The organism is Pseudomonas sp. WS 5146, assembly GCF_012985495.1.
Classification (GTDB): domain Bacteria; phylum Pseudomonadota; class Gammaproteobacteria; order Pseudomonadales; family Pseudomonadaceae; genus Aquipseudomonas; species Aquipseudomonas edaphica.
Window position 1 is genome coordinate 900,648 of sequence record NZ_JAAQWL010000001.1, and the last position, 18,365, is coordinate 919,012.

The 18,365-nt window shown below is 60.3% G+C and carries 15 protein-coding genes; 4 read left to right on the forward strand and 11 right to left on the reverse strand.

What is annotated here, in order from left to right:
• Positions 1-8: 8 nt before the first annotated feature.
• The 5 genes from HBO41_RS04115 to xerD all read right to left on the reverse strand — a co-directional run bounded on the left by HBO41_RS04115 (position 9) and on the right by xerD (position 8,377).
• Positions 9-3,587, reverse strand: a complete 3,579-nt coding sequence (locus HBO41_RS04115) for a transporter substrate-binding domain-containing protein (RefSeq protein WP_169985196.1) — start codon at positions 3,585-3,587, stop codon at positions 9-11.
• 111 nt (positions 3,588-3,698) lie between these two features.
• A complete protein-coding gene (gene thrC / locus HBO41_RS04120) occupies positions 3,699-5,108 on the reverse strand; it encodes a threonine synthase (RefSeq protein WP_169985199.1) in 1,410 nt (469 codons plus the stop codon).
• A gap of 66 nt (positions 5,109-5,174) precedes the next feature.
• Complete coding sequence (locus HBO41_RS04125; protein WP_017139729.1) at positions 5,175-6,479, reverse strand: homoserine dehydrogenase; 1,305 nt, start codon at positions 6,477-6,479, stop codon at positions 5,175-5,177.
• Between the two features lie 129 nt (positions 6,480-6,608).
• Positions 6,609-7,340, reverse strand: a complete 732-nt coding sequence (locus HBO41_RS04130) for a thioredoxin fold domain-containing protein (protein ID WP_017139728.1) — start codon at positions 7,338-7,340, stop codon at positions 6,609-6,611.
• A gap of 140 nt (positions 7,341-7,480) precedes the next feature.
• Positions 7,481-8,377 carry a site-specific tyrosine recombinase XerD gene (gene xerD, locus HBO41_RS04135; RefSeq protein WP_017139727.1) on the reverse strand — a complete coding sequence of 299 codons (897 nt, stop codon included), beginning with the start codon at positions 8,375-8,377 and terminating at the stop codon, positions 7,481-7,483.
• Between the two features lie 107 nt (positions 8,378-8,484).
• On the opposite strand from xerD, the gene HBO41_RS04140 reads away from it, so the two are divergent.
• Complete coding sequence (locus tag HBO41_RS04140; protein WP_169985201.1) at positions 8,485-10,293, forward strand: sodium:proton antiporter; 1,809 nt, start codon at positions 8,485-8,487, stop codon at positions 10,291-10,293.
• A gap of 1 nt (position 10,294) precedes the next feature.
• Here the strand turns inward: HBO41_RS04140 and HBO41_RS04145 are convergent, their stop codons facing one another.
• The 6 genes from HBO41_RS04145 to ffh all read right to left on the reverse strand — a co-directional run bounded on the left by HBO41_RS04145 (position 10,295) and on the right by ffh (position 14,364).
• Positions 10,295-10,708 carry an acyl-CoA thioesterase gene (locus tag HBO41_RS04145; protein ID WP_016977715.1) on the reverse strand — a complete coding sequence of 138 codons (414 nt, stop codon included), beginning with the start codon at positions 10,706-10,708 and terminating at the stop codon, positions 10,295-10,297.
• An 82-nt stretch (positions 10,709-10,790) separates the two neighbouring features.
• Positions 10,791-11,141 (reverse strand): 50S ribosomal protein L19, encoded by a 351-nt coding sequence (gene rplS, locus HBO41_RS04150; RefSeq protein WP_003175895.1) that lies wholly within the window; start codon positions 11,139-11,141, stop codon positions 10,791-10,793.
• Positions 11,142-11,186: 45 nt separating this feature from the next.
• Positions 11,187-11,960 (reverse strand): tRNA (guanosine(37)-N1)-methyltransferase TrmD, encoded by a 774-nt coding sequence (trmD, locus tag HBO41_RS04155; protein ID WP_017139725.1) that lies wholly within the window; start codon positions 11,958-11,960, stop codon positions 11,187-11,189.
• Positions 11,942-12,478: a ribosome maturation factor RimM gene (rimM, locus tag HBO41_RS04160; protein ID WP_003175898.1), complete on the reverse strand. Its 537-nt coding sequence runs from the start codon at positions 12,476-12,478 to the stop codon at positions 11,942-11,944. The genes trmD and rimM overlap by 19 nt, the downstream gene beginning before the upstream one ends.
• Positions 12,479-12,483: 5 nt before the next feature.
• Positions 12,484-12,735: a 30S ribosomal protein S16 gene (gene rpsP, locus HBO41_RS04165; RefSeq protein WP_003175899.1), complete on the reverse strand. Its 252-nt coding sequence runs from the start codon at positions 12,733-12,735 to the stop codon at positions 12,484-12,486.
• 252 nt (positions 12,736-12,987) lie between these two features.
• Complete coding sequence (gene ffh, locus HBO41_RS04170; protein WP_017139724.1) at positions 12,988-14,364, reverse strand: signal recognition particle protein; 1,377 nt, start codon at positions 14,362-14,364, stop codon at positions 12,988-12,990.
• Positions 14,365-14,597: 233 nt separating this feature from the next.
• Between ffh and HBO41_RS04175 the strand changes: the two genes are divergently transcribed.
• The 3 genes from HBO41_RS04175 (at position 14,598) to HBO41_RS04185 (ending at position 18,362) form a co-directional block, all read left to right on the forward strand.
• Positions 14,598-15,410: an inner membrane protein YpjD gene (locus HBO41_RS04175; protein ID WP_017139723.1), complete on the forward strand. Its 813-nt coding sequence runs from the start codon at positions 14,598-14,600 to the stop codon at positions 15,408-15,410.
• A gap of 12 nt (positions 15,411-15,422) precedes the next feature.
• Positions 15,423-16,661 (forward strand): transporter associated domain-containing protein, encoded by a 1,239-nt coding sequence (locus tag HBO41_RS04180; RefSeq protein WP_017139722.1) that lies wholly within the window; start codon positions 15,423-15,425, stop codon positions 16,659-16,661.
• Between the two features lie 390 nt (positions 16,662-17,051).
• On the forward strand, positions 17,052-18,362 hold the full coding sequence (locus tag HBO41_RS04185) for an MFS transporter (protein WP_017139721.1): 1,311 nt from the start codon (positions 17,052-17,054) through the stop codon (positions 18,360-18,362).
• Positions 18,363-18,365: the final 3 nt, after the last annotated feature.

Genomic DNA, 18,365 nt, shown 5'->3' on the forward strand with positions numbered 1-18,365 from the left:
GACGTGTCCTAAACGTGAGCGTCCAGGTAGGGTTGCAGGTCGCGACGGAACACCATCAACGCCTGGGACAACCTTGACCACGGCGCCTCAAGTTCGCTGCCGCGCGCCTCACGTGCGCAGCTCTCCAGGGCCATGCACGCCTTGGCCAGCGGCAGCGCATCGACCAGCGAGCAAATACCCTTGAGCCGATGCAACGACGCATTCAGGCGCGCCATGTCTTGCTCGCCCAAGGCCAACCCCATCACTTCATGCTCGCGGTCCAGGCTCCTGGCCAACTCTTGCAGCATGCTGTGCAGCACCGGCCCTTCAGCCTGGGTCATGGTGCGCAGGGTCTGGATATCAAAAGAGCGTGGCGCCGCCCGTTCTGCCAGCACCTGAGCCCAGCGCTGCAACGTGATCGGCTTGACCAACAGCTCATCCATGCCGACTTCCTTGCCACGCTGTTGTTCATCCTGCATGGCATTCGCGGTGCAACCGATCACTGCGCAACGCGGTAACTGCTCAGTGGCTTCAATCCGTCGGATCGCCTGGCTCAGCTCATAGCCGGACATGCCCGGCATCTGGCAATCGGTGACCAGCACGTCAAAGCGTTGCTGCGACCATGCCTGCAACGCGCCCTGCGCTGAATCGACGGCGACCACTTGATGGCCGAGGAACTCCAACTGCTGCACCAGTACCAGACGGTTGGCCGCCAGATCATCGACCACCAGCACCGACAGGCTGCGACCGGCAGGCGGCAATGAAGCACCGACGGGTGCCGGTACGTCGTCAGTGCTGATCCGCGCCAGGTGCAGGTCGATGCACACCACCGTACCTGCGCCCACGACACTGTTGAGGTGAATGCTACCGCCCATCAACTCCACCAACTGCTGGCAGATACTCAAACCCAGGCCAGTGCCGCCATGCTCGGCCGCGGTCGAAGCGCTCATCTGCACAAACGGCTTGAACATCCTCGCTTGCTGATCGGCCCCAATCCCCGGACCGCTGTCTTCCACGCACAGGTGCAGGTATTCGGCGCCGGCCTCATCGTGCCGGCAATCGACACTGATACGCACCCCGCCGTGCTGAGTAAACTTGAGCGCATTGCCCAAAAGGTTGTGCATCACTTGGCGCAAGCGCAGCGGGTCAAACCAGTAATAACCCTGGGCTGCCGGGTCAAACGCCAGGGTCAGGTGCAGGCCCTTTTTTTGCGCCGTGGCCTCGAACAAGCGCTGGATACCTTCGAAAAAGCCCTTCAGCTCAGTCGATTGCGGTGCCAGTTGCATATGGCCCGACTCAATCTTGGCAAGGTCCAGGCTGTCGCCCATCAACGCAATCAGCTCACGTGCCGAGCGATGGGCTACCTGCAAGGCGTCGGACACAGGCTGGCCGGCTGCCAGGCAGCGTTCCTGCTCCAGTTCGAGCAAGCCGATGATGGCGTTCATCGGTGTACGAATCTCGTGGCTCAGGGTTGAGAGAAACGCACTTTTGGCGTAGTTCGCTTCGTCGGCGGCCTGACGCGCGTCCATTAATTGATGCTCCAGGACTTTGCGCTCGTTGATGTCGATCCAGCCACCCAGCAACCCCTGCAAACGGTTCTCGGCGTCAAAGAACGGCACAGTCCATTGGTACACGTGAACGCTGCCGCCGTTGAGTTCCAGCTCCCGGTCGACAAACAGCGGTTGTTGCGTGGCCAGTTGCACCATATGGCCTGCATGCAGGCGCGCGGCGGTGAGTTCGGGCATCACCGCGCTTTCCATCAAGGTCAGGCCCTGGATCTTTTCAAGGCGAGTTGCCAATTGCTGTTCATAACTTTTGTTGCAGGTCACCAGGCGCCCGGCCAGGTCGCGCACGAATAGCGGGTTGGGCATGCCGTCGAGCAAGGCGCGCTTGAAGGCCAATTGGTCATTGAGCCGACGTTCAGCCTCCAGCCGCTGGTGGATCTGGCGCTTGAGCCGGCTGTTCCACACCAGCGACACCAGCACAAACAGGATCGCCATGGCCACCGTCCAGTAAGCCCAGGCAGGGACACGCTGCCAGGCCGGCACCGGAATCGCCACCGCGCCGATCCAGCGCAGGCGCAAGGCGCTCAGCTCGGCGACCGGCAAGGCTTCCAGCGCCTTGTTCAGAATGCTCAACAGTTCAGGCTGGTCCTTGCGCACCGACAGGCTGTTGGCCGACCACTTGCCATCGACGCTGCGGCCAATGCGCAGGCCATCCTGTGGGTAACTCTGCACTTCCACTTCTGTCTGCAGCGTGGCAGCCGCTTCGCCGCGTCTTACCCAATCACGGGCCTGGGTGTAATCAGTGACCAAGCGTAGGTTGATCTGCGGGTACGCCTGGCGAATGTAGGGCTCAAGTACATGCCGTGCCGGCAGCACCAGCACCTTGCCGGCCAACTGATCCAGGCCGGTCAGCGGCGCCGCATCAGCAGGCTCGACAAACACCCAGCCAGAGCCACCGAAACTGTGGCTGAAGTTGAGCAGCGCCTGGCGCTCCTGATTCTCGGCCAAGGTGGTGTTCATGTCCGCCCTGCCCGTTTCCAGCCAGCTCAGGGTTTGCGCAGTGGAATGCGCCTCCTCGAAGACAAACTGTAAACCGGTCATGCGCGAAATCCGGTTGAGCAGGTCAACGTTCAAGCCCACCCAGCGGTCGTCCTTGTCCCTGAACACGTAAGGCGACATTTGCTGGGCCGCCACCACCACATGCGGGTGCTGCAACACCCACGCCCGCTCCGAGGCCGACAGCGCAATGCGCTCAACACCAAAACCGACACCCAGTCCGGTGGTCCAGCGCGCGAGAATTTCGCGCTGCACCGACTCATCGATGCTCGCCAGCGCGCTGTCCATCATGGCACCGAGCAACGGGTCGGCCTGGCGAGTGGCAAACGCGAAGCCGATCGGGGGCAAGCGACTTTCTTCTTTGATCTGCAACCTCAGGTAAGGCCGCAGCGACTTGTAGGCGCGCACGATGACTTCGTTGCCGATAAACGCATCGGCGTCGCCCTGATTGAGCGCCTCCAGCCCACTGTAGAGGTTGGGCGCAAGCATGATGTGGCTGCCGGGGTAGGCGGCATGCACGTTCTTGACGTTGGCATAGCCATCGAGCAACACCAGCTTCTTGCCCGTCAGATCGTCGCCCTGGCTATCGTCGCGACACAGTACTACTACCGACCGGTCGGGCATGTAGTCGCGGGTAAACTGCAAACCGGGTACATCACGCTCATAGCCATTGGCGCTGGTGAGAATGTCAATGGCACCGTTGCGCAACGCCTCGACCGCCTGGGCGCGTTCGGCAAAACCGAGCACCTGCATCGACACACCCAGGCGCGCACCGACCAGGCTCAGGTAATCGGCACTGATGCCCTGGTAGCGATTGCGGTCGCGGGTGATATCAATCGGCTGATAGTCATCAATGGAAATCCCCACCTTCAAGGTCCGATGGGCTGCCAGCCACTGCTGCTGCGCCGGCGCCAGCGGCAACGGCTCCAGCGGGATAAACGCCGGCACCAGTTTGAAAGGCAGGCTGACGGCGGCCAGGCCCATTGGCACTTGGCCAAGCAAGAGCACACACGCCAAACGCACCGTCCATTGGATTACTGCATGCACCGATTGGGTTTCCTTGAGTCTTCGGGTTAAGCGCCTGCGCAAGTATGGCCCGCCAGAATGAAAAAGCCCGTCACGAAGACGGGCTTGATCTGCCGCGCAGCCACTGATGAATCAGAGTGGCTTGCCGCGATTGCCATGCTGGCTGACAAACGCCTGCACAGCTTTCAGATCATTGTCCAGCACGGTGCAGCGCTCTTCGCGCTCGAACAGGTCAGCCAGGTGCGGCGGTAACTCCAGCGCCTTGCCAACGCCGGCCTTCTCCACCGCTTCCGGGAATTTGACCGGGTGGGCGGTGCCCAGAATCACCATCGGGATGTCCAGGCTGCGACGGCATTCGCGTGCGGCCTTCACACCGATAGCGGTGTGCGGGTCGAGCAGCTCGCCGGTCTGCGCATAGACTTCGGCGATGGTTTCGCAGGTTTGCGCATCGTCCACGGCCAGGGAGTCGAACAGCTTGCGGGTTTCGGTCCAGCGCTCTTCATCAACGCTGAAACCACCGCCGCTCTTGAAGGTGTCCATCAAACCGGCAATGGCTGCGCCGTTGCGACCATGCATGTCGAACAGCAGGCGTTCGAAGTTCGACGAGACCATGATGTCCATCGATGGCGACAGCGTGGCGTGCAGGGTTTCCTTGACGTACTGGTTGCCGCTCATGAAGCGGTGCAGGATGTCGTTGCGGTTGGTGGCGACGATCAACTGGTTGATCGGCAGGCCCATGTTGCGCGCCAGGTAACCGGCGAAGATGTCGCCAAAGTTGCCGGTCGGCACCGAGAACGACACCGAACGCGCCGGGCCGCCCAACTGCAGGGAGGCGTGGAAGTAGTAGACGATCTGGGCCATGATCCGCGCCCAGTTGATCGAGTTCACCGCCACCAAACGCGTACCTTTGAGGAAGCTCTGGTCAGCGAAGCTGTTCTTGACCATTTCCTGGCAGTCATCGAAGTTGCCTTCGATGGCGATGTTGTGGATGTTCTCACCGAAGATGGTGGTCATCTGGCGACGCTGCACCTCCGACACGCGCTTGTGCGGGTGCAGGATGAAGATGTCGACGTTCTCGCAGTGCTTGCAACCTTCGATGGCCGCCGAGCCGGTATCACCGGAGGTGGCACCGATGATCACCACGCGCTCGCCGCGCTTTTGCAGCACGTAATCGAGCAGGCGACCGAGCAGTTGCAGGGCGAAGTCCTTGAACGCCAGGGTCGGGCCGTGGAACAGCTCCAGTACCCACTCATTGCCGTTCAGTTGACGCAGGGGTGCGATGGCGTTGTGGGAAAACACGCCATACGTTTCTTCCAGAATCTTTTTGAAATCCGCATCGGGGATGCTGCCGGTAACAAACGGGCGCATCACCCGGAACGCCAGTTCGTGGTACGGCAGGCCGGCCCACGAGGCGATCTCTTCCTGAGTGAAACGTGGCAGGTTTTCCGGCACGTACAGGCCGCCGTCAGTGGCAAGGCCGGCGAGCAAAACGTCTTCGAAGTTCAGGGCCGGTGCCTGGCCGCGGGTGCTGATATAACGCATGACTGGCTCCTCTAGAGCATTCTGAACAAGGGCCGCCGAACGTGTGGGGCCCTTGCCGCTAAACGATTAGTTCAGGTGTTCAACACGGATGCGCACCACCGGCCCAACCACGCCCTGCAACGCTTCAAGCGCGGCAATGGCATCGTTGATGTGCTGCTCGAGCACGCGGTGCGTCAGCAGGATCATCGGCACCAGGCCGTCTTGTTCCTCGACTTCCTTCTGCATGATCGACTCGATGTTGATGCCACGCTCCGAGAGGATGCTGGCCACTTGGGCCAACACGCCTGGGTGATCCTTGGCCTGGATGCGCAGGTAGTAAGCGCTTTCACAGGCTTCGATCGGCAGGATCGGGTGGGCCGACAGTGAATCCGGCTGGAAGGCCAGGTGCGGCACGCGGTTTTCCGGGTCGCTGGTCATGGCGCGAACCACGTCCACCAGGTCGGCGATCACCGACGAAGCGGTCGGCTCCATGCCGGCGCCCGCGCCGTAGAACAGGGTGGAGCCGGCGGCGTCACCGTTGACCATCACGGCGTTCATCACGCCATTGACGTTAGCGATCAGGCGGTCAGCCGGGATCAGCGTCGGGTGTACACGCAATTCGATACCGGCCGGGGTGCTGCGCGCCACACCGAGGTGCTTGATGCGGTAGCCCAGGGCTTCGGCGTAGTTCACGTCGGCGGTGGTGAGCTTGGTGATGCCTTCGGTGTAGGCCTTGTCGAACTGCAGCGGAATGCCAAAGGCAATGGACGCCAAAATGGTCAGCTTGTGCGCCGCGTCGATGCCTTCTACGTCGAAGGTCGGGTCGGCTTCGGCGTAACCCAAGGCTTGAGCTTCGGCCAGCACGTCTTCGAAGGTGCGGCCCTTCTCGCGCATTTCGGTGAGGATGAAGTTGCCGGTGCCGTTGATGATGCCGGCCACCCAGTTGATACGGTTGGCAGACAGGCCTTCACGGATCGCCTTGATCACCGGGATGCCACCGGCCACGGCGGCTTCGAACGCGACAATCACACCCTTTTCACGCGCCTTGGCGAAGATCTCGTTGCCGTGTACGGCGATCAGCGCCTTGTTTGCGGTGACCACGTGCTTGCCGTTTTCGATGGCCAGCAGCACCAGCTCGCGGGCCACGGTATAACCGCCAACCAGCTCGATGACGATATCGATTTCAGGGTTGGTGGCCACGGCGAAGACATCGTTGGTAATCGCAATACCGGTCGTTTGGAACTGAGGCTTTGGCGTACGCGTGGCAATTTGCGCCACTTCAATCCCACGCCCTGCACGGCGGGAAATTTCTTCAGCATTACGCTGAAGTACGTTCAAGGTGCCGCCACCGACGGTCCCTAACCCACAGATGCCTACTTTGACCGGTTTCACTGAAGAACTCCCCATGAAACGGCCGACTCAAGGTCGGCCGTGGTAAACAGCCGCACAACTGCGGCTCTCAATTAATGCCCCGTCGACTGTTCGACGGGGCATGATCGTCAAAGGCTCGACGATGACTGCTTACTTCGCACCCAGTGCCAGTTTGGCAACTTGTGGCGCCGGCTGGTAGCCCGGAATCACTTGGCCGTCAGCCAAAACGATGGCCGGTGTACCGTTCACGCCAATCGACTGGCCGAGGGCGAACTGCTTGGAAACCGGGTTGGCACATTTGGCCGCCTTGATTTCCTTGCCATCGACCATTTTGTCCATGGCCGATTTCTTGTCGGCCGAACACCATACGGCTTGCAGTTGCTCGTCACCCGGCGAACCCAGGCCCTGGCGCGGAAACGCGACGTAGCGCACTTCGATACCGGCCTTGTTCAGCGCAGGCACCTCGGCGTGCAGCTTGTGGCAGTACGGGCACGTGGTGTCGGTGAACACGGTAATGTGGGTCTTGGTCTCGCCAATGGCTGGGTAAACCACGGTCTCAGCCACCGGAATGCCGTTGATCAGCTTGGACACGCCCAGGCGCTCGGCCTTCTCGGTCAGGTTGACCGGCTTGCCGTCTTTAAGCTGGAACAGGTAGCCCTGGACGATGTACTGGCCATCGGCACTGGCGTACAGCACACGGCTGCCCTTGAGCTTGACTTCATACAGGCCGGCCATGGGGCTGGCGCTGATGCTTTCGATCGGGGTGTCGAGCTTCAGGTCCGCCAAACTCTTGCGAATGGTTTGTTCGGCGGCGTCATCGGCGACAACAAAGGTGGAAACCAACGCAATCGCTGCGGCGGCAATAATCTGGGTCAAGCGCATGGGAACTCCTGAAGGCAGATGCAGGGACGGCTGTGGAACACCGCTTGGAAACGCGGGCAGTGGCCGTCCCCTTTGCTAACCGGCAAAGCCTACCACAGTTGGGCGCCAGGGCAGCCCGTGGCGGCATAAATTGGCGGCTTTCAACCGCGTGGGTGGTGCTTGGCGTGCATCTCCTGCAAGCGTGCGCGTGCCACATGGGTGTAGATCTGAGTTGTGGACAAGTCGCTGTGGCCCAGCAGCATTTGCACCACGCGCAAATCCGCGCCGTGGTTGAGCAAATGCGTGGCGAATGCATGGCGCAAGGTATGCGGCGACAGCGCCTTGCCGATCCCGGCGACCTTGGCCTGGTGCTTGATACGGTGCCAGAAGGTCTGGCGAGTCATCTGCTCGCCGCGCAGGCTGGGGAACAGCACATCGCTGGGTCGCCCACCAAGCAGCTCATTGCGGGCGTCACGCATATAGCGCTCCACCCACACAATCGCCTCCTCGCCCATCGGCACCAACCGCTCCTTGCTGCCTTTGCCCATCACGCGCAACACGCCCTGGCGCAGGTTGACTTGCTCCAGGGTCAGGCTGATCAGCTCGGTCACGCGCAAACCGCAGGCATACAAGACCTCAAGCATGGCGCGGTCGCGCTGGCCGATGGCTTCGCTCAGATCGGGGGCGGCGAGCAAGGCATCGACGTCAGCTTCCGACAAGGATTTAGGCAATGGCCTACCGAGCTGGGGCATGTCGATTTGTAGGGTCGGGTCGACAGCAATCAGCTTTTCCCGCAGCAAATAGCGATAAAACCCACGTACGCCCGAGAGAAATCGCGCCGTGGAACGCGGCTTGTAATTCTGCTCCAGGCGCCAGGCCAGGTGATCGAGGATCAACTCACGACCGGCATTGATCAGTTCAAGGTTTTTGTCCTGCAACCAGCCATTGAACAAAGCCAAGTCGCTGCGATAAGCCAGGCGGGTGTTGTCCGACAGTCCTTTTTCCAGCCACAGGGCGTCGAGGAAGCGGTCGATCAGGGGATGGTCAATGGCGGGCATGGGCACTCAAGCAGCGCAGCACAGGGCTTTGCGCAAATTATTTAGTGAACTGTTACAACGGGCACTAGTCTTTCATAGCCCGCTATTTCAAGGAACAGGAAGCTTCAATGAGCGAACAACAGATTCTGCTGGCATTTGGTGGCATTGGCGTGGCCGCGTTGGCCTGCCAATGGCTGGCATGGCGCCTGAAACTTCCCGCCATTCTGTTTCTGCTGGTCAGCGGAGTCCTGGCAGGGCCGGTGCTGGGCTGGCTGAACCCTCAGGAAATGTTCGGTCCGTTGCTGATGCCATTGGTATCCCTGGCCGTGGCACTGATCCTGTTTGAAGGCAGCCTCACGCTGCACCTTTCGGAATGGAAGGAGATCGGCAGCGTCGTGCATCGCCTTGTCACGGTCGGCGCCCTGTCGACATGGGCCGTCATTACCCTGGCTACCCACTGGCTGCTGGGTTTTGACTGGATGCTCGCCCTGCTTTTCGGCACCTTGACGCTGGTGACCGGGCCTACCGTGATTGTGCCCATGTTACGTGTCGTGCGGCCAAAAGCCTCGATCGCCAATATCTTACGCTGGGAAGGCATTGTCATTGACCCGATTGGTGCGTTGCTCGCCGTGGTGGTCTACAGCTTTATCATCGCTCGCGCGTCAGGCGACGGCTTGAGTCACAGCCTGCTGACCTTTGGCGGCGTGATCCTGTGCGGCAGCCTGTTCGGCGTCGCCGGTGGTTGGGTGTTGGGGCAGATCATGCGCCGGCAATGGCTGCCGGAATACCTGCATAACCTGGCTACGCTGGCTGGCGTTCTGGGAATCTTCATCGCCTCCAACGAGGTGATGCATGAGTCCGGCCTGTTGGCCGTGACGCTGATGGGCATGTGGATGGCCAATATGAAGGGCGTTGACGTACGCCACATCCTGCATTTCAAGGAAAACCTCAGCGTCCTGCTGATTTCCGGGTTATTCATTCTGCTGGCCGCGCGCCTGGACCTGAACGCCCTGATTGCCTTGGGGCCGTTCGTACTGATCCTGTTACTGATCATTCAATTTATTGCACGACCTTTGAACGTCGCGCTTTCGACCTTTGGTTCCGGCCTGAACTGGCGTGAACGTGCCCTGCTGTCCTGGATTGCACCACGCGGGATCGTGGCCGCAGCCGTGTCGGCGATTTTCGCCATTCGCCTGGATGAGGCCGGTCATGAAGGCGCACTGTTATTGGTGCCACTGACATTCGCGGTGATTATCGGCACCGTTGTCCTGCAAAGCGCCACGGCCCGCCCGCTGGCACGCCTGCTGAAAGTCGCCGAGCCTGCGCCCAGCGGCTTCCTGATCGTCGGCGCGAACGGCCCGGCGCGCATCCTGGGCAAAGCCTTGCAACAACTGGGCAGCCGAGTGCTGCTGACCGACTCCAGCTGGGAAAACATCCGCGCCAGCCGAATGGAAGGGCTACCCACTTACTTCGGCAACCCGGCATCACAGCATGCCGAATCGCATCTGGATCTGGTCGGCCTCGGGCATTTGCTGGCGCTCTCACCTTCGGGCGAACTGAACACTTTGGCCGCCATGCGCTTTCGCCACGATTTTGGGCATCGTCTGTTCGCCCTGGCCAGCAGCCAGGAAAGCCGTCGCACCGATAAGCACCGGGCCAGCCACGAGCACCGTGGCCATTTGCTGGGCAGCCAACCCCTGAGCTACACCAAACTTGCGAGCCTGCTGGGCCAAGGTGCAGAGCTGTATAGCACCAACCTGACCGAAGGCTTCAGCTGGGAACAGTACCAGGCGCTGCATGGTGACCGCGCGACGCTGCTGTTTGCCCGCGATACCGCAGGCTGGGTACACGTGGTGACCCCGGACAGCAGCTTGAAACCCGTAGCTGGCTGGACCTTGCTGGCCGTGATTCAACCAGAAAACAACACAGCCGAATAAGTCAGTCGGCAAAACCAGGCAATACCGGCACAGGGCGTTTGTCAGCATCAATCGCGACAAAACTGAACACGCCCTGGATCGCCTTTTCACGGCCATCGGCACTCATGCTCTCGACGAATACTTCAACCTCGACCTTGAGGCTGGTGTTACCCACTTTGATTACGCGGCCGATCAACTCGACGATGGAGCCGGCCGGGATCGCGTGGTTGAAGTCGATACGGTCGGTGGACACGGTCACCAGTGGCAAGCGGCAAAAGCGCGTGGCGGTGATGAACGACACTTCATCCATCCACGCCAGCGCAGTGCCGCCGAACAGGGTGTTGTGGTGGTTGGTGGTCGGCGGGAACACGGCTTTGGTCACGTGGGTGACGGACAGGTCGGTGCGACGCTGGATTTCTTCGAGGCGGGTGGTCATGGGCAAATACCGGTAAACAGACAAATTTCAGGCACAAAAAAGCAGCCCGTAGGCTGCTTTTTTCTGCATCGGGAAGCTGGACTTAAGCCAGTTTTTCCTTGATGCGAGCTGCTTTACCGGACAGGTCACGCAGGTAGTACAGCTTGGCTTTACGTACGTCACCGCGACGCTTAACGGCCATGCTGTCGATTTGCGGGCTGTAGGTCTGGAAAGTACGCTCTACGCCAACACCGTTGGAGATTTTACGAACAGTGAAAGCACTGTTCACACCACGGTTACGCTTGGCGATTACCACGCCTTCGAACGCTTGCAGACGCGAACGGTCGCCTTCCTTCACTTTCACCTGAACGACAATAGTGTCGCCCGGGGCAAAGGTAGGGATCTCTTTGGTCATCTGCTCTGCTTCGAGTGCAAGGATGATTTTGTTAGTCATGCTGTGCTCCTAAGGTAAGTCAATGGACCTACCATCGATACGTTGTTAACTATCGTCCCGCGCGAGGATGTATTCCTCGAGCAGCTTCTTCTCTTCTCCAGAAAGCGAGCGGCTTTCCAGAAGATCGGCGCGTCGTTCATAGGTCCGACCAAGGGACTGCTGTAAACGCCAACGCCGGATGTGTGCGTGATTGCCACTTAGCAATACGTCGGGAACACGCTGATCCGCATACACCTCCGGTCGGGTGTAGTGCGGGCAATCCAGCAAACCATCCGTGAAGGAATCTTCCTCCGCGGAGTCCGCATGCCCTAAAGCTCCAGGCAGCAGTCGTGTAACCGCATCTATCAGGACCATCGCCGGCAGCTCGCCGCCAGACAGGACATAGTCCCCAATCGACCACTCTTCATCGACATGCGCTTCAATAAAACGCTCGTCAATGCCTTCATAGCGACCGGCAATCAGGATTAAGGCCTCCTCATTCGCCAGTTCGCGCACGCCAGCCTGTTTCAGCTGACGGCCTTGAGGGGACAGGTAAATTACCTTCGCCTTCTCCCCGGCTGCTGCCTTGGCCTCGACCAACGCATCTTCCAGGGGCTTGATCTTCATCACCATGCCCGGGCCACCGCCAAATGGGCGATCGTCCACAGTGTGATGTCGATCTGTCGTGTAGTCTCGCGGGTTCCAACAGGTGAGCTGCAACAGCCCCTGTTTCACCGCCCGACTGGTGATGCCGTACTCGCTGATGGCGGAAAACATCTCGGGAAACAAACTGATCACTTCAATGCGCAAATTAGCCACGCTTAGAAGTCCGCATCCCATTCCACCTTCATCTCGCCCGCGGCCAGGTCGACGGCCAACACGCATTGCTCGGTATAGGGCAACAGGCGTTCGCGATCATCCAGGCTGCCAGCGCAAGGCTTGACCACCATTACATCATTGGCGCCGGTTTCCAGAAGATGATCGATTTTCCCGAGCAATTGCCCCAGTTGATCAATAACCTTCAGACCTTCCAGCTGGTACCAGTAGTACTCGCCGTCGGTCAATTCAGGGAACAGGTTGCGCGGCACGCAGATCTCATAACCGGCCAGAAGACGAGCTTCTTCACGGTCATCAAGACCCTTGAGCTTTGCGACCAGGAACTTATCGCTCCCGCGTCCACTGACCAGCTCGACCTGTTTCACACTACCTTCGCGCTTGAGCGTCCAGGTTTTGTACTGCAACAGGTTTTCAGTCGGATCAGTAAAGGAATACACCTTCACTTCGCCGCGAACGCCATGAACAGAGTAAATCTTGCCGATAACGATCAAATCATCAGCAACAGCTGGCGTCGCGTTCATATTGCTCAGGCTGCGGCCTTAGCCGAGTCCTTCAACAGTTTTGCAACGCGCTCGGATGGCTGTGCGCCAACGCTCAGCCAGTAGGCTACGCGCTCTTGGTTCACGGACAGACGAACTTCTTGACCACGAGCAACAGGGTTGAAGAAACCAACCTGTTCCTTGTGCGAACCGTCGCGCGGGTTGCGGCTGTCGGTTACGGTCAAGTGGTAAAACGGGCGCTTTTTGGAGCCGCCAAGGGCAAGACGGATTGTTAGCATGTGAACATCGTTCCTGTAGTCGGTGCTGCAAATCTAAATGCACAGCGGGCATAGGTGCCCGAAAGGCCGCATATTCTAAGGAATATCCGGACTTTTGCAAATGTCTTTTTCTGGCGCCTATCAGCGTGCCACTCAGATCTGCTATAGAGCCGTCGGTTAAAACGGCGAGTCAGCTCCCGCTAACCGCGGGTTTGCTGGAGATCCCACGTCCCTGTGGGTCGGAGCGCAAGCAAGCTTGCGCTCGAATACTTTTTACATTTTCGGCATGCCGCCGCCGGGCAACATACCGCCCATGCCGCGCATCATCTTGGCCATCCCGCCTTTGGCGGAGAATTTCTTCATCATCTTCTGCATCTGCTTGTGCTGCTTGATCAAGCGACCGATGTCCTGCACCTGGGTGCCGGAGCCCATGGCGATCCGACGTTTGCGCGAACCACTGATCAGCTCAGGGTCGCGGCGCTCGGCCGGGGTCATGGAGTTGATGATGGCTTCCATCTGCTTGAACTGCTTCTCTGCCGCGCCCTGGGCATTGCCCATTTGCGCCAGGTTCACACCGCCGATGTTCGGCAGCTTGTCCATCAGGCCGCCAAGGCCGCCCATGTTCTTCATTTGTTGCAGTTGGTCACGGAAGTCTTCGAGGTCGAAGCCCTTGCCCTTCTTCAGCTTTTTAGCAAGCTTGTCGGCTTTGTCTTTGTCCAGCGTGGCTTCGGCCTGCTCGATCAGGCTGAGCACGTCGCCCATGCCGAGGATGCGCGAGGCGATACGTTCAGGGTGGAACGGCTCGAGCGCATCGCTCTTCTCGCCCATACCGATGAATTTGATCGGCTTGCCGGTGATAGCGCGTACCGACAGCGCGGCACCGCCACGGGCGTCACCGTCGACCTTGGTCAGGATCACGCCGGTGAGCGGCAGTGCATCGCCGAAAGCCTTGGCGGTGTTGGCCGCATCCTGGCCGGTCATGGCGTCGACCACGAACAGCGTCTCGACCGGGTTGATCGCGGCATGCAACGCCTTGATCTCGCCCATCATCTCTTCGTCGATGTGCAGGCGACCGGCGGTATCGACGATGACCACGTCGATGAATTTGAGCTTGGCTTCTTTAATAGCCGCGTTGGCAATGTCGACCGGCTTCTGGCTCAGGTCGGACGGGAAGAAGGTCACACCGACTTCGCCTGCGAGCATTTCCAGCTGCTTGATCGCGGCCGGACGGTAGACGTCAGCCGATACCACCATGACCGACTTCTTCTTGCGCTCTTTAAGGAAGCGCGCCAGCTTGCCGGCGGTGGTGGTTTTACCCGCGCCCTGCAGACCGGCCATCAGCACAACGGCCGGTGGCACGGCGCTGAGGTTCAAATCTTCGTTGGCTGCGCCCATCAGGCTTTCGAGTTCGGCCTGGACGACCTTCACAAATGCCTGGCCCGGCGTCAGGCTGCGGGACACTTCGGTGCCCACTGCGCGCTCTTTGACCGAGTTGACGAAGTCCTTGACCACAGGCAAGGCCACGTCGGCTTCCAGCAACGCCATGCGCACTTCACGCAGGGTGTCTTTAATATTGTCCTCGGTCAGCTTGGCCTTGCCGGTGACATGGCGCAGCGTCTGCGAGAGACGGTCAGTCAAGTTTTCAAACATGCGCGATCCTTTCAGGCCCTATTCATCGAAATGCAGTGGTGACCGAGGTAATGGCGGCCCAGGCTGTGGTAAATCGCTATTAAAAACAGCGCTCAGCAAGCCTGCGGCGTGGGCAGGTCGCGGATTATAGCGAAGACTGCGCCGCTGCACACGCGCTGTCTGGCCCGGGAGTCTTTCGTGCAGCGCAGGTGTGTGCCAAACTCAGCGCCTTTCGGGCTTGTCTATCAGGATTTATGGTCCCCTTGTCACCCAGTTTGCTACCCAGCCTCGCCGCCGCCCTTTTGTATGCCGCTGCGACTCTCTATCAGGGCACTCGTCTGGCCCAAGGCACTAAAGCGGACAAACGTCTGCTGGTGGGCCTGGGCGTCGTCGCCCTGCTGGCTCACGCCGCGAGCCTGTTCACCCACCTAATGACGCCGGTCGGCTTGGGCCTGGACTTTTTCAGCGCCGCCAGCCTGATCGCCGCTGCCGTTATCGCGCTGACCTTGCTGGCCTGCTACCGCATCCCGGTCGAAAACCTGTTGGTGCTGCTATTCCCGCTGGGAATGCTGACCGTGCTGCTGGCGCAATTCACGCCAACAGGCACCGTGCAGGTCATCGACGAAGAGCCGGGCATCCTGGCGCACATCCTGTTGTCGATCCTGGCCTACGGCATGTTCACCATCGCGGTGTTCCAGGCCTTGCTCCTGCTGCTGCAAGATCACCAACTTAAAAACAAGCACCCGTCCGGGCTGATCAAGAACTTCCCGCCGCTGCAAACCATGGAAAGCCTGCTGTTTGGTTTCCTCTGGGCCGGCTGGACGCTGCTGTCGCTGTCACTGATCTCCGGCTGGCTGTTCGTCGAGAACCTGTTCGCCCAGCACCTGGTGCACAAAACCCTGCTGGCGTGCCTGGCCTGGGTGGTGTTCAGCGTGCTGTTGTGGGGGCGGAACCGTCTCGGCTGGCGCGGGCACAAGGCGATCCGCTGGACCCTGGCCGGTTTCTGCCTGCTGATGCTGGCCTACTTCGGCAGCAAGCTGGTTCGCGAATACATCCTGCATATCTGACGGGCAGCAATAATGGACAACTTGCCCCTTGGGCCGATGCTCGCGGTAATCGCCCTGCTGATCTTATGGGCGGCGCTGTTTACCGCCATCGAAGCCGCACAGCAACACCTGCTGGCCATACGCCCTGGCACACGCCAAGGCGACAAGGCCGCCGCCCGCCTGAACTTCCCACGTAACAGCCTGATCCTGTGCAACAGCCTGTGCCGGGCGGCCGTGGTGATCCTGTGCACGTTGCTGGCGATTTATGCCTGGGCGCAAAACGGCCCGTGGCTCGGCTGGCTGATCTCCTGCGCCATCCTGCTGATACTTGCCGACTATCTGCCCCGTGCGCTGGCCGTTCGTCACCCCCAAGCCGTGCTGGGTTTCGGTAATACGCTGCTGGGCGTCCCGCTGAAAATCCTTTATCCACTGGCCTGGCTGCTCAACGGCATCAGCCTGTTGCTGTTACGCCCCTTCGCGCGCAAATCCGGCGTGGTGAAAAAGAGCGACGAGCCGCTGCCCGAGCATGACGACGAACCGGAGCCCGAGGCCAACGACAATCGCACGCCCGGCCTGCCAGGCATCCACGCCCTGGACAACATCACGGTCAACGACATCCTGGTGCCGCGCAGTGAAGTGGATGGCATCAACCTGGATGACTCGGTCGAAGCCATCATCGAGCAACTGCGCACGTCCCAGCGCACGCGCCTGCCGGTGTTTCACAGCGACATCAACCAGGTCCAAGCAGTGCTCAACACTCGCCAGATCCAGCATTTGCTGCCCGACGCCAGCCTGACCAAAGAAGCCTTGCTCGCCGCCTGCCACGAACCCTACTTCGTGCCGGAAAGCACGCCACTGCAATTGCAGCTGCTGAACTTCCATAAACAGCAACGGCGCCTGGGCATGGTGGTGGACGAATACGGCGAAGTGCTGGGCATCGTCACCCTGGAAGATATCCTCGAAGAAATCGTCGGCGAATTCGAAAGCGATCAGGCGGTGGATAACCCGCACATCGAAGTCCAAGCCGATGGCCGCTACATCATCGACGGCGCCGCCTCGATCCGCGAACTGAACAAAAGCCTGGGCTGGCACTTGCCCAGTGACGGCCCCAAGACCCTCAATGGCCTGGTTACCGAGGCGCTGGAGACTATTCCGGACTGCGCGGTGTGCCTGAAAATCGGCCGCTACCGCCTGGAAATCCTCGAGACCGAGGACAACCGCGTGAGCAAGGTGCTGATCTGGCATACCAGCCGCGTGCCGGTAGCTGCATAACTTCCCCTGACACCACTCGATCCAATGTGGGAGCTGGCTTGCCTGCGATGCAGGCACCTCGGTCATTCAGTTGAACCGAGGTGATGCCATCGCAGGCAAGCCAGCTCCCACACAAGCCAATCCCCACACAAGCCAGCTCCCACATTTAGATTATTTGCCTGCCAACGCCCCCTTGTTGGATCTACAAACCCCTTTCTATAATCGGCTCGGCTTACCCAAGCCCCGCCCGACCGCGTGCTACCCGCACTCAGCGCGTCCAGGCACCGCCTTTTCCGTGTCTGACCGGTGTTTGCTCCCATCCCGAGCCGCTCCGCCTACGCCCCAGATCCATGGGTGTTCGACCAATAATAATCCGCGTCCAAACGCGCAATGACCGTCAGGGATACCGCCATGAGCACCACCTACAACGAGGCCGCACCCGCCGCCCCGCTCAACTCGACCGCACGGGTTGCCACTGCAAGCATCGTCGGCACTGCCATCGAGTTCTACGATTTCTATATCTACGCCACCGCTGCGGCACTGGTGATTGGCCCGGTGTTCTTCCCACAGACCTCCGGCACCGCGCAGATGCTGGCGTCGTTCCTGACCTTCGGTATCGCCTTTATTGCCCGCCCGCTGGGCTCGGCGCTGTTCGGCCACTTCGGCGACCGTATCGGGCGCAAATCCACCCTCGTCGCCTCGCTGCTGCTGATGGGCGTGTGTACCACGCTGATTGGCTTGCTGCCGGGCTATGACAGCATTGGCGCCTGGGCACCGATTCTTCTCTGTGTGTTGCGCTTTGGCCAAGGCCTGGGCCTTGGCGGCGAATGGGGCGGCGCGGCGCTGCTGGCCACCGAGAACGCCCCCAAGGGCAAGCGCGCCTGGTTCGGCATGTTCCCGCAACTGGGTCCGTCAATTGGTTTTCTGGCAGCCAATGGCCTGTTCCTGATCCTGGCCATGAGCCTCAACGACGAGCAGTTCCGCAGCTGGGGCTGGCGCATCCCGTTCATCCTCAGCGCAGCGCTGGTGATGGTCGGCCTGTATGCGCGGCTCAAGCTGCACGAAACGCCGGTATTCGCCAATGCCGTGGCCAAAGAGGCGCCGGTGAAAGTGCCGCTGGTAGAGCTGTTCAGCCAGCATTGGCTGCCGGTGCTGCTGGGCGCCGCGTCGATGGTGGTGTGCTATGCGCTGTTTTACATCACCACCGCGTTTTCCCTGAGCTACGGGGTTTCGACCTTGGGCTACAGCCGTGAGATGTTCCTCGGTTTACTGTGCTTTGCGGTGCTGTTCATGGGGTTGGCCACGCCGCTGGCAGCCTTGGCCAGTGATCGCTACGGGCGCAAGCCGGTGCTGATCGTCGGCGCGGTGCTGGCGATTTTGTCGGGTTTCACCATGGAGCCGCTGCTGACCCACGGTTCAACTTGGGCGGTGGCGTTGTTCCTGGCGCTGGAACTGTTCCTGATGGGCATCACGTTTGCCCCGATGGGCGCGATGCTGCCGGAACTGTTCCCGACCCGCGTGCGTTATACCGGCGCTTCGGCGGCGTATAACCTCGGTGGGATTGTCGGCGCGTCGGCCGCACCGTTTTTTGCAACCAAGCTGGTGGCGATGGGTGGGCTGAGTTATGTCGGCGGGTATGTGTCGGCGGCAGCGTTGCTCAGCTTGATTGCTGTGCTGTGCCTGAAAGAGACGCGGGATAATGATTTGAACAAGGTCGCCTGAAGC

Coding starts and splice junctions, on each gene's coding strand:
- thrC (WP_169985199.1), bottom strand. CDS start 5,108: ATGCGTTATATCAGCACCCGCGGCCAGGCACCGGCCCTGAACTTCGAA.
- HBO41_RS04130 (WP_017139728.1), bottom strand. CDS start 7,340: ATGCGCTTGACCCAGATTATTGCCGCCGCAGCGATTGCGTTGGTTTCC.
- xerD (WP_017139727.1), bottom strand. CDS start 8,377: ATGCCCGCCATTGACCATCCCCTGATCGACCGCTTCCTCGACGCCCTG.
- HBO41_RS04140 (WP_169985201.1), top strand. CDS start 8,485: ATGAGCGAACAACAGATTCTGCTGGCATTTGGTGGCATTGGCGTGGCC.
- HBO41_RS04145 (WP_016977715.1), bottom strand. CDS start 10,708: ATGACCACCCGCCTCGAAGAAATCCAGCGTCGCACCGACCTGTCCGTC.
- rplS (WP_003175895.1), bottom strand. CDS start 11,141: ATGACTAACAAAATCATCCTTGCACTCGAAGCAGAGCAGATGACCAAA.
- trmD (WP_017139725.1), bottom strand. CDS start 11,960: ATGGGATGCGGACTTCTAAGCGTGGCTAATTTGCGCATTGAAGTGATC.
- rimM (WP_003175898.1), bottom strand. CDS start 12,478: ATGAACGCGACGCCAGCTGTTGCTGATGATTTGATCGTTATCGGCAAG.
- rpsP (WP_003175899.1), bottom strand. CDS start 12,735: ATGCTAACAATCCGTCTTGCCCTTGGCGGCTCCAAAAAGCGCCCGTTT.
- ffh (WP_017139724.1), bottom strand. CDS start 14,364: ATGTTTGAAAACTTGACTGACCGTCTCTCGCAGACGCTGCGCCATGTC.
- HBO41_RS04175 (WP_017139723.1), top strand. CDS start 14,598: ATGGTCCCCTTGTCACCCAGTTTGCTACCCAGCCTCGCCGCCGCCCTT.
- HBO41_RS04180 (WP_017139722.1), top strand. CDS start 15,423: ATGGACAACTTGCCCCTTGGGCCGATGCTCGCGGTAATCGCCCTGCTG.
- HBO41_RS04185 (WP_017139721.1), top strand. CDS start 17,052: ATGAGCACCACCTACAACGAGGCCGCACCCGCCGCCCCGCTCAACTCG.